Origin of the sequence: Desulfovibrio piger, from assembly GCF_900116045.1 — a bacterium.
Lineage (GTDB): Bacteria > Desulfobacterota > Desulfovibrionia > Desulfovibrionales > Desulfovibrionaceae > Desulfovibrio > Desulfovibrio piger_A.
On the sequence record NZ_LT630450.1, the window covers coordinates 1,555,673 to 1,579,526 of the forward strand.

A 23,854-nucleotide genomic window follows, 5' to 3' on the forward strand; every position below is an offset into this window, starting at 1 on the left:
ACGGCGCCTGACAAGTGTAGCCCATGCCCGCCCCGGCGGCAAGCGGGACAGGGAACGGCGGAACGGGACGCTTTGCGGGGCAGGCGCTGTTCCCGGGCCCGCCGCCCTTCGCCCAGGCCGCTGCCGGACACCCCGGGCGGTGCCTGACCTCCCCGCGCATGGCCCTGCCGGAAAGACCGCCCCGCATATGGCCGCCACACGTCCGGGCCACCACAGGAGACGGAAAAGGGGCCCCCTGCCGGGGAGCCCCTCCATGCGCCCTTCACAAGGGGAAAAACGTCAGTCGCGCGGTGCGGAAAGCCGCACATAGCAGCTTTCCGGGAGGCCGGATGCCGGCAGGTCCCCGGCAGCCAGGCGCCATTCCATGCAGGTGGCGGCCTTTTTCTCCAGTCTGGCCCGGCCCAGCCGCCGTCCGCCGGCATCCACCACCTCGCACAGGGCCCCTTCGGCGGGGCCTTCCTTCCTGGAGCCCGGGCACCAGAGCAGCAGGCTGCCGTCCTTCTGGGGCGCCGTGCGGAAGACCTCGCTGAAGCCCGCCTGCCAGAGCAGGCGGACGATGCGCCGGCCGCACAGGAAGGAGAGCAGGCCCGGCACGATGCCGATACAGGCCAGGATGCCGGACAGCCAGAAGGGGTTGAACCCCAGCAGGGACACGGTCAGGGAAAAGGAGCCCTGGCGCAGGCTGGCGGTGTCGCTCCAGACAGTGATCTCGTAGCGCTGCGTGGCGCTGGCCGGTGTGCCGCGCACCCGGACGCTCAGCGTGTAGGTGCCGGGGGCAGCCCCGTGCTCCGCCACGATCTCGCCGCGCCACATGGCGTTGCCGAACCAGTAGCTGGCAAAAAAGCCGTCCAGGCGGAAAGCCAGCGGCGCGCCTTCCGGGGCCACGGAGACCAGCAGGTCGCTGTCCCGCGGCTTGTCGATGCCGATGGGGCCGGAAAGCATGGTGCCCTGCCCGGCAATGATGTCCAGATGGCTGGATCCGGCCCGCATGAGGCCCTGCAGACCGTCCGCAAGGACGAGGACGGCCAGCCCCAGCACAAGGGCGGCCAGCAGGCCCGTGCGGCGCTGGCGTTCTTTGAGGGCCGGCAATGTCTGCCAGAAGGAAAGGGGGGTGTCGCTCATGGGAACAGTCTAGAAGAAGAGGGGCCTTCCGGCAAGCCCGCCGCCTCCGCTTCGGGCCCCGGCCCAAAGCGGCGGGGACGGAGGGCGGCGGGCTTTTCCGGAGGCGAATGTCAGCGAACGATCCCCAGACGGTCCCGGGGCTGTTCCAGCACCCGCCAGTAGACCAGGCTGGCGCCCTGCCGGGGCAGTTCGATGTAGGTGGCGCCTTCATCGGCATACAGCTGGCGGATCTTGCGGATCAGGGCGAACGCCCCCATCCAGACAGGGATGGAGATGCCAAAGAACCAGAGGCAGAACGTGCCCATGGAGGACATGGGAGCACGGGACGCCATGTACATGCCCAGGAAGACAGCGGCGATCATCACCACGTTGGCGGCGATGCGGACGATGCTGCAATACAGGGAACGCTTGTAGCTGCTGGTCATGGCGGGCTCCTTGGCGGGAAGAGGGTCTCTTATCAAAAGACTGCCGGGAAAGGGTCTTCACGGCAGTCTCGTCTGGAGGGAGGGGTGGGGGGCGGAGGGGCCGCCCCCCTGGTTGTGGATGCTGCTGTTGCTTACTTCTTGAAGATGTTGGTGCGGGTGATGTTCATGAACCGCAGGGCCTGATGCTTGGCATTTTCCTTGTAGTACATGCGGACTTCGTCACCGGCTTCCCAGGTGGCCGGGGGCATGTCCAGCTTGTCGGCAGGGATGGTGAAGGTCACCAGGGCCTGCAGGCGGCCGGAGTATTCGGTCACGGTCATCTTGTCCTTGTCGATGATGGGGAAGGTCTTGCCCTGCACCTTGGGATGGGTGCGCTTGATGCCCTTCTCCACATCGGTGAACTGCACGTTCAGGACTTCCAGAGCCTTGGTCGCGGGGTTGTAGATGGTGACGGTGGACTTGTCGAGGTCGAACATCACGCGGCCGCCGGGGACGGGCAGGGGACCGATTTCAGCCGGGTCGGCGGGCAGGGTGTACTCATGGATGCCGCCGGAGTAGTGGGGGTTGAGCTGGTCATGGTTGACGTCCAGCACCACCAGCAGGGTTTTGGTTTCGGGGTTGAAGGCCACGCAGCGGCCCTGTTCCACCTGGCCGAATTCGCACGCGGTCAGACCGAGGCTGAGCGCCAGTACCAGAGTCAGAATTACGTTACGCATTCTCATGTGCTGCCTCCTTAACCCTGGCGCTTCTTGGCTGCGAGTTCAGCCTTGGCGCCCTGCACCATACGGACGGCGATGTAGATGGAGATACCACTCACGAAGCCCAGAACCACCACGGTAGCCACGCCATTGATGAAGCCGGAGTAGGCGGGGAAGTAAGGCTGGATGAGCTTCAGGATCACGGAAGCGAGGCAGCCCAGCACGGCGGTACCGAAGGCGACGCGGATGCCGTAACCCTTGATGTACTTGGTGGCAACGGCGCCGATCTGGGCACCCACGGCGGCCCCGATCAGCATGATGAGGGCGGCCACGAGTTCAACACGACCCTTGTAGGTGAACGAAGCGGCGCCGTACAGGCCGGAGATGGCCACTTCGAAGAGGTCCGTACCCACGGCCACGTGGGTGGGGCAACCGACCAGGTACACGAGGGCGGGCATGCGGATCAGACCGCCGCCGATACCGAGGATACCGGCCAGCCAGCCAGTGGCGAGGGACATCACGACGGGCAGCCACATGGAGCAGTAGATGCCGGCGGCGTGGTAGTGGACCATGGGGGGAATGCGGATGGCGTGCAGCTTGGAGGCCCAGTCGATACCGGTAGCGGTCTTGGACAGTTCCTCACCGCGGGCAGCGGCTTCGCGTTCCTTCTTCTTGCGCAGGGCCACGTCATGGAAGACCATCCAGGCCATGGCGATCAGCAGCACCACGTACAGCCAGCGCACGACCTGGTCGACGGAACCCAGGCGTTCCAGCCACATGAGCATCTGGGCGCCCAGTTCCACGCCCACGATGGTACCGACCAGCATGGTCAGACCGAGCTTGTAGTCAACGTTGCCGAACTTGCCGTGCCGCAAGGTCGAGATCAGGGATTTGCCGGCCATGTGGGCCATGTCGGTGCCCACGGCGAAGGCCATGGGGAAGCCGAGGATGTTCAGACCGGGGGTAACCATCCAGGCACCGCCCATACCAAAGAAACCACCGATGATGCCGACGCCGAGGCCCAGAATGATCAGACCGGGCCAGAAAATCGTCACGCCGGAAATGGGCATCAAAACATACAACCAATCCATGTTTTCCTCCCTTCCGGCCTAGTGTTCAGCCAGCTCGCGGTGCTTGAGGTCGATGCCGATGTGCGACATGACGAGGTCGGCCAGGATGCCGAAGATACAACCGGTCACAGGAATGATGATGATGGTCAGGATGGTGAAGTACAGATGGCTGTCATTGTACATCTGCGCCCACCACAGCATGAGCCCATCCAGGCGACGGGTATCGGCCACGATGACCACGTTCGCCGCGGCCTTCTTGGCAGCCAGGGCCAGGGAAGGCATCATGACCAGCAGCATGACGAAGCTGCCCGCAATGGCTGTCCAGAGCTTGCGCATCATTTTCATGTTCTCCTCCGGGTCTTGGGGTTGTTACATCCAGATCCTGCGTCCCACGGCAGGACCATTCGTCCCAAACTTCACATGCTCTTTTTAAGCAACACCCGTGCCAGTTTCACTAAAAATGCCGAAAATCGTTGACTGGCAACACTCCGAAGTTTTTTTCCCCTTGCGAAAACTGCGCATTGCGGATAGATTTTCGGGAAAGTTGCACGCTTTTTGCGTTATCGGGAGGATGTATGCGCAGCTGGACCAGACCCGTCCTGGGAAATTCGCTGGATACCACCCGCTTCTTCGTCAACCGCAGCATGACAGGCCGGGTGCTTTTGCTTGGTTTGCCGCTTTTGACGCTGATTTTATTGCTTGTTTTCCTCGCAACGGGACGCAGTATCGAGACCCTCGTCAACCGCGCAATAGCCCGCAATGCCCAGTTGCAGGCCCAGGCCATGAGCCTTTCGCTTGAGCAAATTCTCACAGAGACCAGGAACCAGCTCCTCATCCTGGCCGCGGGCTCCATGGAACCCAAGGACATGGTGCGGCGCCTCCAGTTCCGCGTGCGCGCCGAGGGCCTGCGCTACCGCGAGGTGGCCTTCATGGGCACGGATCCTTCCCAGCGCTATCTGCTGCTCAGCTACGGCGGCGAGATCATCTCCATCCCTCCCGACATCGCCTCCGCCACCGTGGGCAACCCCTTCACCAGTCTGAGCGCGGCCCAGCGGCCCGGTCATGTGCAGGTCAGCCAGCCCCTGGAAGTGGTCTATTCCATGGTCCCGCTCAACGATTCCGTGCAAAGCATCCCCCTTTACGTCATCCGCTTCTCCACGCCCATCTATGACGCCCAGGGCGTCTTCCAGGGCATGCTCATCCTCTCCCTGGACCTGACCGTCCTGCGTGACGCCATCAGCATGTTCTCCTCGTCGGCCGCGCCCCTGCGCACCGCCGATGACGAGACCCGCATCCGCAGCATCTTTTTCGACAACCAGGGCTGGATGCTCTTCCAGTCCGAGAACCTGGACGCGGACGAGGCCAGCGGCCGCCTCAACAGCGATTCGCTGCGCGCGGGCTTCCAGGGCGAGTTCGGCCGCGCCGGCTTCAGCACCGCCTTCCGGCCCGGCCCCAACCACGTCAACTACTGGGCCATGGTCTCCAGCGTCCAGGGCGGGCATTCCGGCCAGATCTTCCTGGACAACAGCGATGCCTGGGGGCACGAGAACAGCCCCGTGGAAGGCGTCAGCTTCGCGCCCGTGACCTTTGCCGCCAACCCCGACAGCCCGCGCACCATCATGGGCGGCCTGGCCGTGCTGGACACCAGCTTCACCGCCACGCGCACCGGCATCCAGATCGTCGGCATCTACGGCATCTGCCTGCTGGCCGGCATCTGCCTGCTGGGCCTGGGCCTGGCCTGGCTGGCACGCGGCACCACCAAACGCCTGCGCCGCCTGTCCAATGAAGTGAACCTGCGCATCGACAGCCACAGCTCCAACCCGCTGGTGCTGCCGCCCATGCCCCGCGAGCTGGAGCAGCTCAAGGACGCCATCAACGCCCTGCTCCACCGCCTGCGCCGCAGCGAGGAGGAACAGCTCAACCAGCAGCTCATGCAGGACGCCCGCTGGGCCCGCGAGCCCGCCGAGAACATGCCGGAACTGGACGACATCCCCGAGAACGGCCTCGTGGGCACCTCCGCCGCCATGCAGGACCTGCGCGCCAACATCCTCAAGGCCGCGCCCACCATGGCCGACGTCCTCGTCATCGGCGAGACGGGCACCGGCAAGGAGCTGGTCTCGGCGGCCATCCACCAGGCCAGCCCCCGGGCCAACGGCCCCTTCATCACCATCAATTGCGGGGCCCTGGACGAGAACCTGCTCATGGACACCCTGTTCGGCCACGTCAAGGGCGCCTTCACCGAAGCGCGCCAGCCCCGCAAGGGCGCCTTTCTCACGGCCGAGGGCGGCACCCTGATGCTGGACGAGATCGGCAACGCGGCCCCCAAGGTCCAGCAGGCCCTGCTGCGGGCCCTTTCCACCCGCATGATCCGTCCCCTGGGCAGTGACGAGGACGTGCCCTTCGACACCCGCATCATCGCCGCCACCAATGCGGAACTGCTGCAGGACGCCCAGGAAGGCTCCTTCCGCGAGGACCTCTATTACCGCCTGGCCGTCATCACCATCCGCACGCCCCCCCTGCGCCGGCGCAAGTCCGACCTGCCCCTGCTGGCCGTCTTCTTCCTGACCCGGGCCGCGGAATCCCAGGGCCTGCCCACGCCGCGCCTCAGCCGCGGCGCCCTGCGCAAGCTCCAGGAATACCACTGGCCGGGCAACGTGCGCGAACTGCAGAACTGCCTGACCCGGGCCCTGGCTTTTTGCGAAAATGGCCTCATTTTTGCAGAGAACATCCAGTTGGGACCGGACACCCTTCCCGGGGACATTGCGCGACCGGAACGCGGCAAGCTCTCCTGCCCGCCCGCGCGGGCCGACAACAGGCAGCCCTCCGGCGACGCCGCGGAAACGGCGGAACCGCCCGCCGTCCAGCCCGCTCCGGCCGGGAACGGGGAACAGCCGCCCGCCGCGGAAGACGCCCCGCCGCGCCTCAATGCCCGCCTTGCCCGGCTGCTGCCCCGCCTTGTGGAGCTCGGCAGCATCAGCCGGCAGGAATACCAGGACATGGCAGGCAAGGACATCTCCATGCGCACCGCCCAGTACGACCTGCAGATCCTGGTCCGCCTGGGTCTTGTCCGCAGGGAAGGACGCGGCCCGGCCCAGCGCTATATAGTGTTGCCAGCAGCACGCGGGTTCCGTGCCTGAGGCGGCCCTTCCGGGACATGACGGCACGGCGGTACGGCCGCCTGCCGGATGCCCGGCGGTCTGTCCCGGGCGGTCCCGGCCTCCAGAACAGGCCGGGCCTCCCCGCGCCGCCTGCCTTCCACTGCCCTGCCGGGGGAAGCAAAAGGACGTTCCATGACCACGACCATCAAGACCCTCAAACGCCTGTTAGGCATGGGGCCGCGCATCAGCCGCGAGCAGGCCATGGCCGCTTTCGGCCGCCGCTACGCCTCCTTCAACGAACTGCTCCAGTCCAACGCGGACCTGGCCGCCATCCTGGCCAAGCTGGACGCGGCCCAGCGGGGCGACAAACATCTGGAGACCCATCAGGTACGCCGCATCGCCCGCAAGGCCATCTTCCATTGCGAGCGCATGGCGGCCTGCCTCAACGACATGTCGCGCGGCCACTACAAGGAACTGGAAAGCAGCGTGGCCGCCATCGGCCAGCGCATCGAGAACGAGCTGGAAAAGCACACCCGCGGCGACGTCAACGCGCTCATCCTGCCCCTGACGGAAGTGGACGCCAGCATGGGCTACAGCGTGGGCGGCAAGAACGCCAACCTGGGCGAACTGAGCAACATGCTGGACATGCCCGTGCCCCCCGGCTTCGCCGTGACCATCCAGGCCAGCAGCCTGGCCCTGCTGCGCCCCAGCGGCCTGTTCAAGAAGATCCACAGCACCCTGTGCAAGGTGGACGCCGACGTGCCCCACAGCCTGCAGGACGCCGCCCGTACCGTGCAGAACCTGATCCTGGAGGCTCCCCTGCCCGAAGACGTGGAAAAAGCCCTGCTCGACGGCTGGGACGAGGCCTTCGGCAAGGACAGCCAGGTGCAGGCCGCCCTGCGCTCCAGCGCCGTGGACGAGGACGGGGTGCAGTCCTTCGCCGGCCAGTACCTGAGCATCCTCGGCGTCACGCGCGAGAGCCTGCCCTCGGCCTTCAAGCGTGTGCTGGCCAGTCTGTTCTCGCCCCGGGCCCTGGCCTACCGCGCCCGCAACGGCTACCCCCTGGACGCCACCAGCATGGGCATGTGCTGCCTCAAGATGGTGCAGGCCAAGGCGGCGGGCGTGGCCTTCTCCCGGCATCCCGTGGACCTGCGCTCCAACTGCGTCATGATCCAGGGCACCTGGGGCCTGGGCGAGATGGTGGTGGACGGCACGGCCACCCCGGACAACTGGCTGGTCTCGCGCGCCAACCTGCGCATCCAGCAGGAGACCATCGCCCACAAGGAGGTCCGCCTCGTGCTGGCCCCCGGACGCCACGGCGTGGAGAGCCAGGAAGAGGACGTGCCCGAAAGCCTGCGCAACGTGCCCAGCCTGTCGCACGAACAGGCGCAGCGGCTGGCCGCCATGGCCCTGGAGCTGGAGCGGCACTACCAGTACCCGCAGGACGTGGAATGGGCCGTGGACGAGGACGACCAGATCATCCTGCTCCAGACCCGGCCCATGGGCCTGGACGCCTCGGTCAGCGAAGTGACGGCCCCGGCGCTCGCACACCTGCGGCCCCTGCTCAGCGGCGGCGAGGTGGCGGCCAAGGGCGTAGGCTGCGGCCCGGTCGTCCATGTGCAGCCCTCGCAGGACCTCACCCACTTCCCCGAGGGCGCGGTCATGCTCCTGCAGCACACCTCGCCCGATGCCATGGTGGCCATGCAGCGGGCCTCGGCCATCATCGCCGAGACCGGCAGCCTTACCGGGCACATGGCCTCCGTCTGCCGCGAGTTCGGCATGCCCACGGTCATCAACCTGCCCGGTGCCACCAGCCTGCTGGAAGAGGGCGAGGTCGTCACCGTGGACGCCATCGGCGGCCGCGTCTTCAAGGGCGAGATCCCCGAGCTGCTGGCCCTGCGCCTGCAGCCCCGCCGTCCCGCCGCGGACACCCCGGCCCTGATCCTGCTGCGCCGCATCGCCAGCTACATCATGCCCCTGCACCTGGTGGACCCGCATTCCGAGCTCTTCAGCCCGGCCAACTGCACCTCGCTGCACGATGTCATGCGCTACGCCCATGAAAAAAGCTACAGCGAGATGTTCCTCATCTCCGACAGCGTCACCGAAGGCAGCATGGGCGCGGCCAGCCAGCTGGTCTGCCCGGTGCCTCTGGACCTGTACATCATCGACCTCGGCGGCGGCCTCAGGAACCCCGAATCCCGCCGCGTCACGCCCGGGGACGTCATCAGCGAGCCCTTTGCCGAAGTGCTGTCCGGCATGCTCAACCCCGCCGTCCAGGCCCGCGGCCCCCGCCCCGTCAACATGCGGGGCTTCCTGTCGGTCATGAGCCAGAACATGAGCGGCGGCAACCAGCAGGGCGGCCAGCGTTTCGGGGACCGCAGCTACGCCATCGTCTCGGACCGCTATGTGAACTTCTCCTCGCGCGTGGGCTACCACTACGCCATCCTGGACAGCTGGTGCGGCGAGACCCTGAGCAAGAACTACATCCGCTTCGAATTCGCCGGCGGGGCCGCCGGCAGCGTGCAGCGCGAACGGCGCGTGCGCTGCATCGGGATCATCCTGACGGAGCTGGGCTTCACCGTGGAAGTGGTGGGCGACCGCATCCGCGCCCGTTACCAGAAGTACCCCCGGCTGGAGATCCTTTCGCGCCTGGACCAGCTGGGCCGTCTGCTCATCATGACCCGCCAGATGGACATGCTCATGACCTCCGATGCGGCCGTGCACGGCTATGCCATGAAATTCCTCAACGGCGAATATCACTGATCCCCTGCGAGGACCCCTTAATTGCTGCCGCGCGCGAGCGCATGACTGTTATGGAAGCCCCTCCCCTCGGAGGGGCTTTCCCGTTCCGCTCCCTTCCGCCAGAGTAACCATTTTTTTGGCGGGTCGGGTTGCGGACGCAACCAAATGGCCTTAGATTGTCTCGTCCCCTCCCCTCCCTTTTCAGCAAGGCGGTCTTTCTTCCATGCTCCCCACGCTGCCCGGAAACGAAAAAACGCAGACGCTCTTCAGCCGTGATTTCATCCTGCTTTTCTGCATGGCCATGTGCAACAACAGCTATATGGCCGTCTTCTACTGCTTCGAACAATGGCTGGAAGGCCTGCAGGTCAGCCCCAACTGGCGCGGCATACTGCTCTCGGCCCTGTTCGCCATGGTCCTGCTCTGGCGGCCCCTGGCCAGCATCGTGCTGCTCTCGCGCAGCAAGCTGCCCGCCCTGCTGGTCACCATCTGCCTTTCCAGCTGCATCATGCTGGCCTATCCCTTCATCCACGGGCCCGACAGCATCTGGCTGATCCTGGCCCTGCGCATCGCCCAGGGCATCTCGCTGGCGGTCTATTCCAGCTGTGTGGTGGCCGTGCTGGTCAGCTGCATCCCCAAGGGCCAGAGCGCCCGGGGCTTCGCCATCTTCTCCCTGACCACCCTGCTGCCCTATTCCATCATCCCGGCCGTGGGCGAGCAGATACTGCCCCTGCTGGGCGGCGAGCCCCGCCTGTTCGCCCTCATGGCCGTGCTGGCCATCCCCGCCCTGTGCATGCTCGTGCCCCTGGCCCCCAAGCTGCGCAGGCCCGAGATATCCGCCGCCACGGCCAAAAACCAGATGACGCCGCGGGCCGTCCTCCATGCCATGACCCATTCCGGTCTGGCCTGCATCTATCTGGCCTGCCTTTCCTTCAGCATCATGACGGCCCTGGCCATCTACTTCATGAAGGGCCTGTGCGTGACCACCGGCGCCACTCCGGCCATGTTCTTCATGGGCTACACCATCACCATCATCCTGGTGCGCCTGTTCGGCGGCCATGTGCTGGACACCCTGCCCCGCTACCGCATCGTGCCCCTTTGCGCCGTGGCGCTGGCCATCAGCATGACCGGCCTGGCCTGGGGCCCCCTCTGGGCCTTCCTGCCCCTGACCATCCTGTACGGCCTGGGCCTGGGCCTGCTCTATCCCTTGCTGGCGGCCACCATCTACGACCGCTCCACCGATGCCACGCGCTCCATCAACTCCAATGTGATGATGCTCACCTTCGATGCCAGCGGCATGCTGGGGCCCCTGCTGGGCGGCGCCGTGATCCATGCCGGTTTCGGCTACCGGGGCGTCTTCATGGCGGCGGCCTTCATGGTGCTGTGCAGCGGCGCTTTCATGGTCCTCGACCGCCTGCGCCTGGCCCTCTGGGATCGCAGGGAACAGCAAAGGCGCTGATCCCCCGGCGCCTCCCGTTTTATCCGGCGGCGGGGAGACCCTCCGGCGCCCCCCCTCACAACGCAGAAAACCACCCGGCATACGGGTGGTTTTCTGTTTTTGCCCTTTTGAAAAAAAAGGGGGCCAGTCCCCGGCGGGCCTGCCGGGATGGAGGACGGGCCTGCCCCGCGTCGCGAAACGGATCCTTCCGGCTTTCGCCCGGCGTCGTTCCGCTGCCTTCCGGGCCAGGGCCGCACGCCGCTCAGAGCGCCTGGCTTTCCAGCTCCCGGGCCTCCTTGCCCAGGATGACGAACAGCTGGCGCAGATTCTCCACGGCCACCACGCGCGGGCTGCCCCCGGCGTCGCTCACCCGCGCACGCACGGCATAGCTGTTGCCGTTGCCGTGGTCGCGCAGCACAAAGGGCACGATCCAGTCCTGGCCCTGCCGCACGGGCGTGCCCACGTTGCGGATCTCCTTGCGGCCCCTGGACACGGACTCGAACAGGGGGGCCACCCATCCTTCCGCTTCGTAGCCCTGCACGCTCTTCCCGGCAAAGGCCCCGGAGGCGATGCCGTTGTGCACGAAGGCCCGGGCCTCGGAGACCAGCAGCGTGCGCACGCCCAGGCCGTTGTCCTCGGCCAGGGCGGCCCCGGAGAACATCAGGGCCAGCATGGGCGGCAGCAGGGAGGAGTTTTCCGGTTTGGCGGCCTCCTTCATGAACAGGTCCACGGCCTCGTGGAGGATGGCATCCATGTCCACCAGCTGCTCGAAGCAGGCCGCGTCCGCGTTGTCCACGGCCCCGCCCGCCTCCACCACGCAGGCGCGGGCCGCATCGGCCGAAAGGGCGCGGGCACAGGCAGGCCAGAGACACAGACAGCCGAGGAGCAGCAGGCAGCACAGGACACTGCCGCGGCAGGAAAAGTCTTTGGGGAACACCGCGCGCATGGCACGCCTCCTTGCGGGCACGGGCCCGCCGTTAGGGCCGGGACATCCCGGCAGACCGGGAGGGGACGCTGCGGCGCCCTTGCCCGGCGTGTGAAAAAGGGGAGCCGCCCGCAGGCACTCCCCCTCTTTGCCTTTGAAATGTGAAGATCGTGGAGCTGCCGGAGTCCCCGGCCGGATCCGGCCTGCCGCGGACATCCTTCCCGCCTGGCCGTATGGCCGGGTGCAGCGGCGCATCCCGCCATGCCTCTGCCCTTCCCGCTCCTGTTCACGGGGACAGGGCCGGTGCGTCGCCGCCCTAACGGGACGGGGCCGGTGCGGGCAGCACGGGACCACCGGCCGATGTGCCTCCCGTGGCCGGCGGCATGGCCGCGGGCACGGGCACAGGCGCGGGCGCCGCAGGTGGTTGCGGGACCGCGAGGGCCGGAGGCGTGACCGTCCCTCCGACCGCGGGCCCCTGGGCGGGCAGGGCCGCAGGAGCCGTCCCCTGCGGGGAGGATACCGGTGCCGTCACCGGAGCGGCCGGGGCAGCAGGAGCGTTCCCGCCGGCAGCGGCCGGAAGTGCCGGAGCGGCCGCCGGACGGGGCCGGGCCTGCTTGGGGCCGGGCCGCAGGGGCACATCATTGACGGCAGGGGCGGCGGGCTGTTCCACCGCCGCCTTGCCGCTGGCGATCCGGGTACAGCGCCCGGCCATGTCCCGCAGCGCCGCGGAACCGGCGCGGACAGCGGCCAGGGCCTTGCCGTCCTGCTGCAGGCGGCGGCCCACCCACTGGGCCACGAACAGCAGGGTATCGTCATCCAGGGCGGCACCGGCATGACGGCGGATGTCGCCCACCAGGGCATGCTGGGCTGCCGTGCGGGCATCCATGGCCTGGCGGTAGCGGGCCGTGATGTCGTCCACCCGCAGCTGGGCCGTGGCGATGGCGGCGGCATCGTTGCGCTGCCGGGCCTCGTCCAGCTCGAACACCGTGCTGGCCATGCGGCTGTAGATGTCCAGCGATTCCTGCAGCAGGCGCTCGCTCTCGGCCAGACGCGCGTTCAGGTCCGGTACGGCGGCCACGCCGTCCAGAGCGGCGGCCCAGGCGTTCAGGCGCCCGGCAAGGGCCATGTGCAGCTGCCGTTTCTGCAGGTCGCTCCAGTGGCGTTCCGCGCACTGGCGGTCAAGGCTGTCCAGGAAGCGGTCGGCATAGATGGTGTACAGGCTGCGCAGCATGTCGGGATGGAAGGCATAACGCAGCACGGCGGCACGGCTGCCGCCGGCCAGGCCTGTCAGCCTGACGCCGTAACGCTGGTTGAGGGACGGCAGGCTCACATCCAGGCCGCTGCCCTGGAAGCGTTCCAGCACATGCCCGGCAAGGTCATCCACGAAAGCGGGCTGCACACGGCTGTCCGCAGGGTACTGGCGCTTTGGCGCCTCCTGTCCGGCCGGGGCAGGCATGGCGGCCCCGGGCGACACGAAATCCGTCCTGACCAGGGCACTGACCGTGCCCTGCACCACGGGCCCGGCCAGCGTGCCCGGCTCCGTGGCGGGCGTGGCCACCGAGGGCGGGGGCGGCGGGGGCGTCTCGCGCAGCAGGTTCATGAGGGGCGCCAGGGCCGTGCCTTCCAGCTGCGCATCCAGCCAGGTCACGGCCTCCGTGCGCCAGGCATCGCGGGTGGCGTCGTCGCGGCTCAGCCAGACGGCGGCCCCGGCCACCAGCAAAAGGAGCAGCAGGGCCAGGCAGCCCAGCCTGTGGCCGCCGCGCGGCGTCCTGGGGGCGGGCAGGTCATCCAGCCGTCCGCCGGACGGGGACGCGGAGGCAAGGGGAGCAAACCGGTTTTGGGCCGGTGCCTTGGTTTCCAGTTTCATGCAGGACCTCCGGGCGGCAGGAAGGCACGCCCAAAAAACTCGCTGCCGCTGCACGGCAGGCTGGGGGCATGCTAGCATCCCGGCACACGGCTGTGAAGGCATTTTGCGGGCTTCTCCCCGCCGCAGCCCTCGCGGGGCGGCCGCCCTTCCGGTCCCGGAGCCGCCCGATGACGCTGTCCCTGCGTTGCTGCGGCCCGCCCTCCGGCACGGGCACAGCCCACAGGCCCCATGCCAACTGCCTGTTTTTGCGCGGGAACGTCCTCCTGGCCCGGCGGGCAGGAAGGCCTTCCCGGCCGCACCGGCAGCGGAAAAAAAGCATTTCCCTCTGTTGACGCCCCCCCTGCGCCATGCTAATCACGAACCCCTACTAACAAGGGCAGCCAGATGCCACAGGCCCGGCCGCCGCTTTCACCTTTTAACCGGAATAGCCGCAGAGGGAGCGGATACTATGCCGAATTACGTTTACTTTCTTCTTGCCGTAGCCGGCCTCATCCTGGGCTACATCGTCTACGGCTCCATCGTCGCGAAGATCTTCGGTGCGGACGAGAACCGTCCCACCCCCGCCAAGACCATGGCCGACGGCGTCGACTACGTCGAGATGCCCATGTGGAAGGTCTGGCTCATCCAGCTGCTGAACATCGCCGGCGTGGGCCCCGTCTTCGGCCCCATCCTGGGCGCCCTGTACGGCCCCAGCGCCCTGCTGTGGATCGTCATCGGCACCATCTTTGCCGGTGCCGTGCATGACTACTTCTCCGGCATGCTCTCCGTGCGTTACAAGGGCGCCAACGTGCCCACCATCGTGGGCTACAACCTGGGCAACGCGGCCAAGCAGGTGATGCGCGTGTTCGCCGTCATCCTGCTGCTGCTCGTGGGCGTGGTCTTCGTGGCCGCCCCCGCCGGCCTGCTGGCCAAGCTGACCCCCGACTACATGGACCAGATGTTCTGGGTCGCCGTCATCTTCGCCTACTACTTCCTGGCCACCATCCTGCCCATCGACAAGATCATCGGCCGCCTCTACCCCCTGTTCGGCGCCGTGCTCATCATCATGGCCGTGGGCATGACCGTGACCATGTTCACCAGCGGTTGCGAGTTCTACAACTGGGCCGCCTTCCCCAACACCCATCCCCAGCAGCTGCCCATCTTCCCGCTGGTGTTCATCACCATCGCCTGCGGCGCCCTGTCCGGCTTCCACGCCACCCAGTCGCCCCTGATGTCCCGCTGCCTGGGCAATGAAAAGCAGGGCAAGGCCGTGTTCTACGGCGGCATGGTGGCCGAAGGCTTCATCGGCCTCGTGTGGGCCACCGTGGGCATGACCTTCTACACCAGCCCCGAAGCCCTGGCCGCCGCGGGCGGCCCCGCCAACGTGGTCAACGAGACCGCCCGCGCCCTCATGGGCCCCATCGGCGGCGTGCTGGCCATCCTGGGCGTGGTGGCCCTGCCCGTCACCTCCGGTGACACGGCCTTCCGCGCCGCCCGCCTGACCATCGCCGAAATGTTCAACTTCAAGCAGTCCGCCATCCCGGCCCGTCTGGCCATCGCCATCCCGATCTTCGCCATCGGCGTGGTGCTGAACTTCGTGGACTTCAACGTGATCTGGCGCTACTTCGGCTTCGCCAACCAGGCCCTGGCCGCCATCATGCTCTGGGCCGCCGCCGCCTACCTGTACCGCAAGCACCGCCTGCACTGGATCTGCACCGTGCCCGCCACCTTCATGACGGCCGTGTGCACCTCCTACATCTGCTATGAGCCCAAGATGGGCTTCGGCATGGGCATCCAGACCGCCGACATCATCGGCGTGATCGCGGCCGCCATCTGCCTGGTCGCCTTCCTGGCCCTGGCCCGCAAGCCCATCGCCGGCGCGCCCAGCATCGACGAAGTGTAGCGCTCGCCGCTCCACCCGCAGTCACGCACAAGGGCAGGGATCTTCCCTGCCCTTTTTTCGTGCCCCGGCACGGCGCCGCGCCCTGGCCGCCGGCATTGCGCCGCTCCCGGAGGCAGCGTATAACCCTGCTGTCCGGCCGCCTGTTCCCACGGCCGCCGGACCGCCATCACAGAACAGGAGATATCCATGCGCACCCCCAACATCCTGACCATCGCCGGTTCCGACTCCGGCGGCGGTGCCGGCATCCAGGCCGACCTCAAGACCATCATGGCCCTGGGCGGCTACGGCATGAGCGTCATCACGGCCCTGACCGCCCAGAACGGCCTGGGCGTCACCGGCATCCACGCGCCCGGGCCCGAATTCGTCGTGCTGCAGCTGCGCGCCGTGCTGGACGGTTTTCCCGTGCACGCCGCCAAGACCGGCATGCTCTTCTCGGCCGGCATCATCAACGCCCTGGCCGACGCCCTGCGCGACCGCAGCTTCCCGCTGGTGGTGGACCCTGTTTCCGTGAGCCAGAGCGGCAGCCGCCTGCTGCGTGAGGATGCCGTGGAGGCCCTCAGGGAACGCATGATCCCCGGCTGCGACCTGCTGACCCCCAACCGCCCCGAAGCCGAGATGCTCACCGGCATGACCATCAGCTGCGCCGATGACGCCGCTGCCGCCGGTGAGGCGCTCATCAGGATGGGCGCCAAGGCCGTGCTCATCAAGGGCGGGCATATGGAAAGCTCCATCGTGGTCACGGACTGCCTCTGCCAGGCCGGACAGGCGCCCAAATTCCTGCCCCAGCCCAAGGTGGAGACCACCAACAACCACGGCACCGGCTGCACCCTGTCGGCGGCCATCGCCACCGGTCTCGGCCACGGCCTGCCCCTGCAGGTGGCCGTGACCCGCGCCCAGGAATTCCTCAACCTCGCCCTGCGCCAGAGCTACGCGCCCGGCAAGGGCTGCGGGCCCGTCAACCACGCCGCCCGCCGCTAGACGCAAGACATGCCGCGGGGAGAGGACCGCGGGGAGAGGGAGCTTCTTTGCTGAGGCAAGGAAGGGCCCTTTCCCCGGCTCCCGGCCCCCGCTCATGCGCCGCATCCCGGAAGGGGCGTCCGGTAACGGCCCCGGCAGGCAATGGCTTTCCACCACGGGCAGGGCATGGAAAAACGCCCCTCCCCGGCATCGAGCCCAAGAATTGCGGATGCCGGTCCCTCCCCTGCGGGAAAAGGCCTTCGTACGGCACCTGACCATCACCAGGCCGGGCTGCGGGCCGCCGACCCCCTTTCCTTCCACATCAACCCCAGATCCTCCATGCCGGACATTTCTTCCCCCATGCGTCTCAGGCTCTTGCTGGCCTATGACGGCAGCCGTTACTGCGGCTGGCAGATCCAGGACATCCCCACCCCGCCGCCCACCGTGCAGGCCGCCGTGGAAGCCGCCGTGGGCCGCATCGCCGGGCGGCCCGTGCGCGTGTTCGGCTCCGGCCGCACCGATGCGGGCGTCCATGCCCACGGTCAGGTGGCCCATTGCGACGTGCCCCGCCGCCCCGGTCTGGACTGGCGCCACGCCCTCAACGCCCTGCTGCCCGCGGACGTGCGCGTCCTGCACTGGCAGGAGGCCGCCCCCGGCTTCCATGCCCGCATCAGCGCCCTGCGCAAGACCTATGTATATGACTTCTGGCAGGAGAAAGGCTTCGTCCCGCCCCGGCTGGCGCCCTTCGTCTGGCGCAGCGGGCCCCTGGATGCCGGGGCCATGCGCGCGGCCCTGCCCTTTTTGCTGGGCAGGCACGACTTCGCCAGCCTCCAGAACGCCGGCACCGAGATGGAGAGCACCGTACGCGAGCTCCAGGCGGCCACGCTGACGGAGCTGCCGCCCGTGGAGTTCATGCCGCCCTGCCTGCCCTGCCTGCGCCTGACCGTCACGGCCAACGGTTTTTTGAAGCAGATGGTCCGCAACATGGCCGGGCTGCTGGCCGCCTGCGGCCGCCGCAAGCTGCGCCCCGACCGGATCCCCGCCATCCTCGAGGCCGCCGACCGCCGCGCCCTGCCCAGCCCCACGGCCCCGCCGCAGGGCCTGGCCCTGGCCCATGTGGAATACTCGGACTAAGACTGTTATACTGAGCGCGGCCTGCCCATCGCCAGCGTCAGTATATCCCCGTTTTTCGTATCGTCCATACTTCTCTGCGGCGACGGTCCCCTATTCATGGAGTATGTCATGAGTGATATAAAACTGTTCAGATTTTCTTCCGAAGGCGCCTCCGCACTCCCGGCACGTACGGCCCTGGTGGAACGCGAGCTGCATGATCTGATGGAAAAGCATATGCAATGCTTTTTGGGGATACGCTTCGTGGCGCATGAATTCAGTACGGGAAAAATCCATCGCGGCCGCATAGATTCCCTAGGACTGGATGAGAACAATTGTCCCGTCATCCTGGAGTACAAACGCCACACCAATGAGAACGTTATCAATCAGGGCCTCTATTACCTCGACTGGCTGCTCGACCACCAGGCAGATTTCAAATTGCTGGTCCTTGAACGCTATGGTCAGGAAATCGCCAATGCCATTGAATGGCGGGGAACCCGTGTACTTTGCATAGCCGGGGATTTCACCAAGTTCGATGAACATGCCGTTGCCCAGATCGGCCGCAATATCGAATTGATACGCTACAAATATTTCGGTGATGACCTCCTGATGCTGGAATGGTTGAATCCGGTACAATCGAGTATCGAGCCTGTCAGTACCGGAAAGCAGTCCATCGAAGCTGCGGGAAAAAACTCCCAGTCCGACGCCTGTCCAGAAAGCCCGGACGAAAGTGTCGGCTGCCTGACCTCCCAGCTGGCGACCATGCCGGACGAGCAGCGTACCTTGTACGAGGAACTGTATCGCTTCGTCACCTCGCTGGGGGATGACGTCAACAGCAAGGAATTGCAGCTCTATGTGGCCTTTACCCGACTGAAAAACTTTGCTTGTCTGGTTCCCATGAAGGGCTGGTTCAAAGTCTACCTGCACCTTTCCCCGGACAGCATCCACCTGGAAAAAGGCTTCAGCCGCGATGTCAGGAATATAGGCCACTGGGCCACCGGGGATCTTGAGATCAGCCTGCGTACCCTGACCGATCTCGACAAACTCAAGCCTCTACTGGAGCGCGCCTATCAGGAAAGCTGATCCCGCGCCGTACTCACCACCATAAAAAAAGGACGCTCCAGAGGCGTCCTCTTTTCATCCGGTCCCTACCTTTCCACCGGCAGGAAAGACTATTTTTTTACCGCATCCCGCCTGTTATGGGCCTCCACGAACGCATTATAGGCTTCCTGGGCCTCCTGCAAGGCAAGATTGAGCTGGCGGCGCGTCGCATTGCTGAACGCGTCCTCCTGCCCCTGGGCCACGGTACGGGGGAAGAGGTCGGCCTTGTCCAGAAAAGCCTGCCAGAGGCGCCGCTCTTCGTCCGTCATGCCCCGGGTCTGGCCACGGGCCGCGGCCAGGGCTTCTTCCATCTCCTTGCGCCAGCCCGCCACGGCCACGGCATCGGGATTGCCCTCGCGCAGCAGGACGCTGCCCAGCAGGAAACGGCTGAACAGGAAGCGGGCCGAGCTGATGGCGTCTTTCAGCGGATCGCCCCGCAGCAGCACGTCCTCGGCCTGGCGGCTGCGGTCACGCACCAGCACCAGCAGGGCGTCACGGGCCCTGGAAAACTCGGCATGCGCGTCCTGCAGGCGGCGCAGCAGCTTCTTGCCCTGCGCCCCGTCATCCACGATGCTGTCGTCCAGAGCGTACTTGCGGAACGCCGTGACCAGCTTTTCCATGCTGGCCAGCGTCCGCCGCATGGTGGCCACCAGATCCCGCAGACGGGCAGCGTCGGCCTCGCCCCACACGGCCTTTTCCACAGCGGGCCTGTCGTCCAGCTCCGCAGGACGCCGGGGCGCCTTGCCCAGCAGCCAGGTACGCATATAGTCCTCGGCCTGCCGCAGCAGGTGGCCGGCGTGGATGCCCGCCACATCGGCCCAGCGCCAGAAGGCATTGCCCGCATCCAGCACCCCGGCGGCCGCTGCCGCCTCTCCGGCCGGGGCCGGAGCCTCCGGCACATGCAGGCCGGCGGCGGCCTTCGCCACCACGGCGGACGCGCTCTCCTTGTCCAGAACCGCCTTGGGGGCGCTCTCCTCCCGGCAGGCACACAGGCCCAAAGCCAGCGCCATGAGACACGCCAGCCACAGGAAACGAACAGGACGCTGCATCATGCCACATGCTCCGCGATCCAGGCATCGAGCCCGGTCAGGTCGGGCCCCCAGGGAAAATCCCCGCCCCTGAGCTCCGGCCCGGTGCCGTAGAACAGGGTGCCCACCTCCTCGGCGGCATCACGGTCCGTGGAGGCATCGCCCACCATGAGCACCTCGTCAGGCAGGACGCCCGCCTTGTCCACGATCATGGCCAGCAGCCTGGCCTTGGCCGGCGGCGAGCCGTAGATGCCCGTGAAGCAGCGGTCCAGGCCGCGTTCCTTGAGGATGAAGTTCAGTTCCTCGTGCGGTGCGCCGGAGCAGACATAGAGCGGCAGTCTGCCCCGCCAGTGCTCCAGCACCGGGGCGATGCCGGGGATGAGCCCGCAGCGGCGCACTTCGTCCAGGGCGTATTCGGCAAAGCGCCTGCCCCACTCCCCGGACTCGGCGGGCGTGATCTCCCTGTCCAGGATCTCGCGGAAGAACCATTCGAATTTTTTGTAACGGCTCACGCCGCCGTGCACGGTATGGTACATGACGAAGCGGTCGCGGGCCTCCTCGCCGTAGGGCTCGGCCAGGCGGGCAAAGGCGCGCGTCTTGACGGGCACGCTGTCGAGGATCACGCCGTCACAGTCGAAAACAAGACATTTCAGGGCCATGCAGACTCCTTGTTCGCGCCGTCAGGGACGGCGCCGTACAGGAAGGATACGGGGACAGGCCCGCGCCCCGCCGCCAAAGCGGACGAAGCCCTGCGGGCCGGAGCCGGAAGGCGGTCCAGGCCGCCTGTCCGGTCAGGAAAAATGCCGGGGATGCGGGACAGTCATCCGTTCCCGCCAGCCTTACGGCCGCGACGGGCACCGGCTGCGGCCGCGGTGGCCGATGGGGCGTGCCGGGACACCGCCCACAATGGTGAACGGGGGCACGTCACGGGTGACCACGGCGCCCGCGCCCACCACGGCGCCCCGGCCGATGCGCACGTCGGGCGTGATGACGCAGTTGGCCCCGATCCAGACATCGTCCCCGATGACGATCTCGCCCGGATGGTGCCCCTGCTGCAGGATGGGCACATCGTGCCGGGAAAAACAGTGATTGGCGGCCCGCAGCACCGTGCCGGGGCCCACGGCCACATGCCTGCCCATGACGATGCGCCCGCCGTCGGCCGCCACATGGGCATAGGGAGAGATGGACACGCGGTCGCCCAGGACCAGTTCGCCGTCCCCGGCCGTGATGATGCAGCCCCGTCCCAGCCTGACGGCATCGCCCAGCCGCATGTGGCGGCACCCCACGAAGCCCAGGCCCGTGCCGAAGCGTACCGAACCGCAGCGGGCAAAGAGCCAGCGCCAGGCCAGCCAGCGCAGGGCCAGGCCCAGCGGCGTGGGTATCCAGGCGAAGCAGGCTATCCAGAGCTCTTCCCAGGCAGAGCGGAGGCGGGACAGCGGCCCCATCTACTTCGCGTACTCCCGCATGAGGGCATCCCCTTCCATGAGCCGCGTCACGCGGGCCAGGTCTTCAGGGGTATCCACGCTCCAGGTGCGGGCATCGGTGGGCACCATGCGGACCTTTTCCCCGTGTTCGAGGATGCGCAGCATGTCCACGGACTCGCAGATCTCCAGCGGGCTTTCCTCCATCTCGTTGAAGCGGAGCAGATAGTCACGGCGGAAGGGGATGATGCAGACCTGCTTGCGCATGGGCACCGTGTCGGCCCCCTTCTTGCGGGAGGGGATGGGCTCGCGCGAGAAATAGAGGGCATCGTTGTTGCGGTCCACCACGACCTTCACCTCGTTGGGGTCCTCGAACTCTTCCGGGGTGTCCATGTCGGCCATGAGGTTGACCACGTTGATGGAAGGGTCCCTGAGCATGGGGCCCACGGCGGCGTCGATCATGCCGGGCAGCACCATGGGCTCGTCCCCCTGCACCATGACCACGATGTCGGCCTTCCGGCCCGTGGCCGCCTCGATCTTGAGCAGGGCCTCGGCGGTGCGGGTGGAGCAGCGCACATGATGGTCGCCGGTCATGACGCATGCAAGGCCCGCGCCCTTGCAGTAGTCCTCGATGACCGTGTCGCAGGTGGCCACATAGGTGGCGGAAAGGCAGCGGCTCATGGCCGTGCGGAAGGCCACATGGCCCACCATGGGCACACCGTGGATCAGGGCCAGCGGTTTGCCGGGAAAGCGGCTGGAGCCCATGCGGGCGGGGATGATGGCGATGATGTTCATGACTTCTCCCTGGGCAGGGACTGCCCGGCAAGGGGATGACGGGAAGACGGGGCGCAGCCGGACCGGAGGCCGGGAAAGCCCGTGCGCCGCGGGGGAAAGGGCCCGGGGGCCGGGGCGTCCGCCGCACAGGGGCTGCCGGCGCGGAACGAACGGACCTCAGTCGCCGGTGGGCACCAGATAGCCGCCCTCGCACCGCAGTTCCGGATGGAGCCGCCGGTGCTCCTCCTCCATGACGCGCAGGATGCCCTGCCCCAGGTCAACGGTCAGGGGCGGCACCAGCTTGCGGCCCATCCGGGGCATGAAGGCGTAGGGCGTCACCTGATAATGGCCGCTGTCGGGATCGTTCTGGTATCTGATCTCCAGTTCCCTGCCCAGCATCTCGCCGATCATCCTGAACAGGTCGGCCACGCGCATGGGCTGGTTGCCGGAGATGATGATGTTCCGGTTGGCGAACTCCGGTCCCAGGACCTGCAGGGTGGCCGTGGAGGCATCCTCCACATGCACGTATTCGCGCAGGGCCGTGGGCGTCCCGTAATAGGTGATGCCGCCCGTGGTCAGGGCCTCGTGCACGAAGCGGTGGATGGCATTGCGCATGTCGGCGCGGGGACCGTACAGGGAGCCGTAGCGCAGGATGGTATACGGCAGGCCGTACATGGCCTGGTAGTTCTCGATGTAGATCTCGCAGGCCTGCTTGCTGCACCGGTAGAAGCCGCCGGACTTGCCGTAGACGTAGAGCGAGCTGGCAAAGACATAGCGTCCGGTGCCGGCCCGGCGGCAGGCCTCCAGGACCATGACGTTGCCCACCACGTTGAGGCGGGCCGTATCCACGGGGCGCTCGTTGGCTTCGCCGATGTCGGCGATGCCCGCATAATTGAAGACCGCGTCGGCCCCCGCCACCGCATCCCGCACGCAGGCCTCGTCCAGGATGCTGCCCACCACCATCTTCTGGTCGTCGCGCAGCCAGGGAGAAGGGCGCACGTCCACGATGGTCACGTCATGGCCGGCAGCGGAGAGCTTGTCACAGATGTGCGATCCCAAAAAACCGGAACCGCCGAAAACGGTCACCTTCACGGTCTTCCTCCCTCCAGTGCCCCGGCCTACACGCCGGCGGGCCGTGCCGCCGCCTGCCAGAGGAAGACCGAATCGATGCCGTAGGCGATGAAACGGCTGCCCGCCGCCACCTGACGGCGCAGTTCCCCGGGATCGGGCTGCACCACATGCAGGCCCATGCGGGCATGGTGGCGCCGGCAGGCCTCATGGATGCGCGCCATGACGGCCTTGAAATCGGGATGGTCGAACTGCCCCGTCAGGCCCATGGAACCGGAAAGGTCATAGGGGCCCACCATGATGGCATCCAGACGCGGCTGGTCAAGGATGGCGTCCAGATCCTCCACGGCGCGGATGTGCTCGATCTGGGCCACCAGAAAGATCCGGGGCGCCGTGTCCCGCATGTAGGCATCGAAATCCCTGCCGAAGGCGTTGGCCCGGCAAAAGCCCACGCCGCGGTTCTCGCGCGGGGGCTCCCCGTCCCGGCGGCCGTCGTCATGCCCGGGATAGGTGGCCCAGCTGATGGCCTGGTCCAGCTGTTCCCGGCTCTCGATCATGGGAAAGATCAGGCCCTGCGCGCCCGCCTCCAGCGCGGCCTTGACGGCGGTCTTGGAAGCCACGGGCAAGCGGGCGAAGGGCGCGGCCCCGCCGCACTGGATGGCACGGAAGATGTCGGGCAGGCCGGTGCGGCCGAAGGAACCGTGCTCCATGTCCACGGCCACCCAGTCATAGCCGGCACGGGCCATCAGTTCCGCCACATCGGCGGAAGGCAGTTGCAGCCAGGTGCCGATGGTGGGCTCATCCTGTGCCAGTCTGGCGCGAATAGCATGAATATCCATAAAAAAACGGCTTGCCGCCGCCGGGCTCGGGTTATGCCGGAAAGCGGGGCCAGCATAGCGCGTGGCCGCACAGGGCGCAAGCGGGCCCGGCGAAGGGGGACGGGGAGGCAGGCATAATAAAAAACCCGCCCGGAACCGGGCGGGGGAGCGCCGGGCCTTGAGGAGGAAGGGCCACGGCTGCGTGGTGCGCTCTGGAAGCATGCGTCGCCAGCGGGGGGAAATGCGGCACGGAGTCTGGCGGACCGTGCCGCACCGGAGAAAATACTGTTTGACCAAACAAACAGCCACGCAC

20 protein-coding genes are annotated in these 23,854 nt (G+C 67.0%); 7 read left to right on the forward strand and 13 right to left on the reverse strand.

Annotation, left to right across the window (positions count from 1 at the left end; translation table 11 throughout):
- Window positions 1-279: 279 nt before the first annotated feature.
- The 5 genes from DESPIGER_RS07200 to DESPIGER_RS07220 all read right to left on the reverse strand — a co-directional run bounded on the left by DESPIGER_RS07200 (window position 280) and on the right by DESPIGER_RS07220 (window position 3,660).
- Window positions 280-1,122 (reverse strand): hypothetical protein, encoded by an 843-nt coding sequence (locus DESPIGER_RS07200; RefSeq protein WP_072334945.1) that lies wholly within the window; start codon window positions 1,120-1,122, stop codon window positions 280-282.
- 110 nt (window positions 1,123-1,232) lie between these two features.
- Window positions 1,233-1,547 (reverse strand): hypothetical protein, encoded by a 315-nt coding sequence (locus tag DESPIGER_RS07205; protein ID WP_072334948.1) that lies wholly within the window; start codon window positions 1,545-1,547, stop codon window positions 1,233-1,235.
- Between the two features lie 131 nt (window positions 1,548-1,678).
- A complete protein-coding gene (locus DESPIGER_RS07210; RefSeq protein ID WP_072334951.1) occupies window positions 1,679-2,269 on the reverse strand; it encodes a DUF4881 domain-containing protein in 591 nt (196 codons plus the stop codon).
- A gap of 11 nt (window positions 2,270-2,280) precedes the next feature.
- Window positions 2,281-3,336 (reverse strand): sulfite exporter TauE/SafE family protein, encoded by a 1,056-nt coding sequence (locus DESPIGER_RS07215; RefSeq protein ID WP_072334954.1) that lies wholly within the window; start codon window positions 3,334-3,336, stop codon window positions 2,281-2,283.
- A gap of 18 nt (window positions 3,337-3,354) precedes the next feature.
- A complete protein-coding gene (locus DESPIGER_RS07220; protein WP_019246963.1) occupies window positions 3,355-3,660 on the reverse strand; it encodes a DVU0150 family protein in 306 nt (101 codons plus the stop codon).
- Between the two features lie 230 nt (window positions 3,661-3,890).
- Here DESPIGER_RS07220 and DESPIGER_RS07225 point away from each other — a divergent pair, with 230 nt between their 5' ends.
- From DESPIGER_RS07225 to DESPIGER_RS07235, 3 genes are all read left to right on the forward strand, one after another.
- The gene (locus tag DESPIGER_RS07225; protein WP_072334956.1) at window positions 3,891-6,452 is read left to right on the forward strand and encodes a sigma 54-interacting transcriptional regulator; all 2,562 of its coding nucleotides are present in this window, start codon (window positions 3,891-3,893) and stop codon (window positions 6,450-6,452) included.
- A gap of 153 nt (window positions 6,453-6,605) precedes the next feature.
- Window positions 6,606-9,176: a PEP/pyruvate-binding domain-containing protein gene (locus tag DESPIGER_RS07230; RefSeq protein ID WP_072334959.1), complete on the forward strand. Its 2,571-nt coding sequence runs from the start codon at window positions 6,606-6,608 to the stop codon at window positions 9,174-9,176.
- Window positions 9,177-9,378: 202 nt separating this feature from the next.
- The gene (locus DESPIGER_RS07235) at window positions 9,379-10,611 is read left to right on the forward strand and encodes an MFS transporter (RefSeq protein WP_072334961.1); all 1,233 of its coding nucleotides are present in this window, start codon (window positions 9,379-9,381) and stop codon (window positions 10,609-10,611) included.
- Window positions 10,612-10,852: 241 nt separating this feature from the next.
- Here DESPIGER_RS07235 and DESPIGER_RS07240 read toward each other — a convergent pair whose 3' ends face one another.
- Both DESPIGER_RS07240 and DESPIGER_RS07245 read right to left on the reverse strand, forming a co-directional pair.
- On the reverse strand, window positions 10,853-11,536 hold the full coding sequence (locus DESPIGER_RS07240; RefSeq protein ID WP_072334963.1) for a hypothetical protein: 684 nt from the start codon (window positions 11,534-11,536) through the stop codon (window positions 10,853-10,855).
- Between the two features lie 295 nt (window positions 11,537-11,831).
- Window positions 11,832-13,382, reverse strand: coding sequence for a hypothetical protein (locus DESPIGER_RS07245; RefSeq protein ID WP_072334965.1), 1,551 nt, complete (start codon window positions 13,380-13,382; stop codon window positions 11,832-11,834).
- Window positions 13,383-13,830: 448 nt separating this feature from the next.
- Between DESPIGER_RS07245 and DESPIGER_RS07250 the strand changes: the two genes are divergently transcribed.
- The 4 genes from DESPIGER_RS07250 to DESPIGER_RS07265 all read left to right on the forward strand — a co-directional run bounded on the left by DESPIGER_RS07250 (window position 13,831) and on the right by DESPIGER_RS07265 (window position 18,414).
- On the forward strand, window positions 13,831-15,264 hold the full coding sequence (locus DESPIGER_RS07250) for a carbon starvation protein A (protein WP_072334968.1): 1,434 nt from the start codon (window positions 13,831-13,833) through the stop codon (window positions 15,262-15,264).
- A 186-nt stretch (window positions 15,265-15,450) separates the two neighbouring features.
- A complete protein-coding gene (gene thiD / locus DESPIGER_RS07255) occupies window positions 15,451-16,242 on the forward strand; it encodes a bifunctional hydroxymethylpyrimidine kinase/phosphomethylpyrimidine kinase (protein ID WP_072334971.1) in 792 nt (263 codons plus the stop codon).
- Window positions 16,243-16,581: 339 nt separating this feature from the next.
- Complete coding sequence (truA, locus tag DESPIGER_RS07260) at window positions 16,582-17,355, forward strand: tRNA pseudouridine(38-40) synthase TruA (RefSeq protein WP_072337621.1); 774 nt, start codon at window positions 16,582-16,584, stop codon at window positions 17,353-17,355.
- 108 nt (window positions 17,356-17,463) lie between these two features.
- Window positions 17,464-18,414 (forward strand): DUF5655 domain-containing protein, encoded by a 951-nt coding sequence (locus DESPIGER_RS07265; RefSeq protein WP_072334973.1) that lies wholly within the window; start codon window positions 17,464-17,466, stop codon window positions 18,412-18,414.
- 89 nt (window positions 18,415-18,503) lie between these two features.
- On the opposite strand, the gene DESPIGER_RS07270 is transcribed toward DESPIGER_RS07265, so the two are convergent.
- The 6 genes from DESPIGER_RS07270 to DESPIGER_RS07295 all read right to left on the reverse strand — a co-directional run bounded on the left by DESPIGER_RS07270 (window position 18,504) and on the right by DESPIGER_RS07295 (window position 23,562).
- On the reverse strand, window positions 18,504-19,484 hold the full coding sequence (locus tag DESPIGER_RS07270) for a hypothetical protein (protein WP_072334976.1): 981 nt from the start codon (window positions 19,482-19,484) through the stop codon (window positions 18,504-18,506).
- Window positions 19,481-20,119 carry an HAD family hydrolase gene (locus tag DESPIGER_RS07275; protein ID WP_072334979.1) on the reverse strand — a complete coding sequence of 213 codons (639 nt, stop codon included), beginning with the start codon at window positions 20,117-20,119 and terminating at the stop codon, window positions 19,481-19,483. The genes DESPIGER_RS07270 and DESPIGER_RS07275 overlap by 4 nt, the downstream gene beginning before the upstream one ends.
- Before the next feature lie 180 nt (window positions 20,120-20,299).
- Window positions 20,300-20,905, reverse strand: coding sequence for an acyltransferase (locus DESPIGER_RS07280; RefSeq protein ID WP_072334982.1), 606 nt, complete (start codon window positions 20,903-20,905; stop codon window positions 20,300-20,302).
- Window positions 20,906-21,676, reverse strand: coding sequence for a 3-deoxy-manno-octulosonate cytidylyltransferase (locus DESPIGER_RS07285; RefSeq protein ID WP_072334985.1), 771 nt, complete (start codon window positions 21,674-21,676; stop codon window positions 20,906-20,908).
- A gap of 156 nt (window positions 21,677-21,832) precedes the next feature.
- Complete coding sequence (locus DESPIGER_RS07290) at window positions 21,833-22,747, reverse strand: NAD-dependent epimerase/dehydratase family protein (protein ID WP_072334988.1); 915 nt, start codon at window positions 22,745-22,747, stop codon at window positions 21,833-21,835.
- 26 nt (window positions 22,748-22,773) lie between these two features.
- Window positions 22,774-23,562 (reverse strand): HpcH/HpaI aldolase family protein, encoded by a 789-nt coding sequence (locus DESPIGER_RS07295; RefSeq protein WP_072334991.1) that lies wholly within the window; start codon window positions 23,560-23,562, stop codon window positions 22,774-22,776.
- Between the last annotated feature and the right edge of the window lie 292 nt (window positions 23,563-23,854).

Bases quoted from the DNA above. Each gene is read 5' to 3' on its own strand.
- DESPIGER_RS07200 (WP_072334945.1), bottom strand. From the start codon at position 1,122: ATGAGCGACACCCCCCTTTCCTTCTGGCAGACATTGCCGGCCCTCAAA.
- DESPIGER_RS07205 (WP_072334948.1), bottom strand. From the start codon at position 1,547: ATGACCAGCAGCTACAAGCGTTCCCTGTATTGCAGCATCGTCCGCATC.
- DESPIGER_RS07210 (WP_072334951.1), bottom strand. From the start codon at position 2,269: ATGAGAATGCGTAACGTAATTCTGACTCTGGTACTGGCGCTCAGCCTC.
- DESPIGER_RS07215 (WP_072334954.1), bottom strand. From the start codon at position 3,336: ATGGATTGGTTGTATGTTTTGATGCCCATTTCCGGCGTGACGATTTTC.
- DESPIGER_RS07220 (WP_019246963.1), bottom strand. From the start codon at position 3,660: ATGAAAATGATGCGCAAGCTCTGGACAGCCATTGCGGGCAGCTTCGTC.
- DESPIGER_RS07225 (WP_072334956.1), top strand. From the start codon at position 3,891: ATGCGCAGCTGGACCAGACCCGTCCTGGGAAATTCGCTGGATACCACC.
- DESPIGER_RS07230 (WP_072334959.1), top strand. From the start codon at position 6,606: ATGACCACGACCATCAAGACCCTCAAACGCCTGTTAGGCATGGGGCCG.
- DESPIGER_RS07235 (WP_072334961.1), top strand. From the start codon at position 9,379: ATGCTCCCCACGCTGCCCGGAAACGAAAAAACGCAGACGCTCTTCAGC.
- DESPIGER_RS07240 (WP_072334963.1), bottom strand. From the start codon at position 11,536: ATGCGCGCGGTGTTCCCCAAAGACTTTTCCTGCCGCGGCAGTGTCCTG.
- DESPIGER_RS07245 (WP_072334965.1), bottom strand. From the start codon at position 13,382: ATGAAACTGGAAACCAAGGCACCGGCCCAAAACCGGTTTGCTCCCCTT.
- DESPIGER_RS07250 (WP_072334968.1), top strand. From the start codon at position 13,831: ATGCCGAATTACGTTTACTTTCTTCTTGCCGTAGCCGGCCTCATCCTG.
- thiD (WP_072334971.1), top strand. From the start codon at position 15,451: ATGCGCACCCCCAACATCCTGACCATCGCCGGTTCCGACTCCGGCGGC.
- truA (WP_072337621.1), top strand. From the start codon at position 16,582: ATGCGTCTCAGGCTCTTGCTGGCCTATGACGGCAGCCGTTACTGCGGC.
- DESPIGER_RS07265 (WP_072334973.1), top strand. From the start codon at position 17,464: ATGAGTGATATAAAACTGTTCAGATTTTCTTCCGAAGGCGCCTCCGCA.
- DESPIGER_RS07270 (WP_072334976.1), bottom strand. From the start codon at position 19,484: ATGATGCAGCGTCCTGTTCGTTTCCTGTGGCTGGCGTGTCTCATGGCG.
- DESPIGER_RS07275 (WP_072334979.1), bottom strand. From the start codon at position 20,119: ATGGCCCTGAAATGTCTTGTTTTCGACTGTGACGGCGTGATCCTCGAC.
- DESPIGER_RS07280 (WP_072334982.1), bottom strand. From the start codon at position 20,905: ATGGGGCCGCTGTCCCGCCTCCGCTCTGCCTGGGAAGAGCTCTGGATA.
- DESPIGER_RS07285 (WP_072334985.1), bottom strand. From the start codon at position 21,676: ATGAACATCATCGCCATCATCCCCGCCCGCATGGGCTCCAGCCGCTTT.
- DESPIGER_RS07295 (WP_072334991.1), bottom strand. From the start codon at position 23,562: ATGGATATTCATGCTATTCGCGCCAGACTGGCACAGGATGAGCCCACC.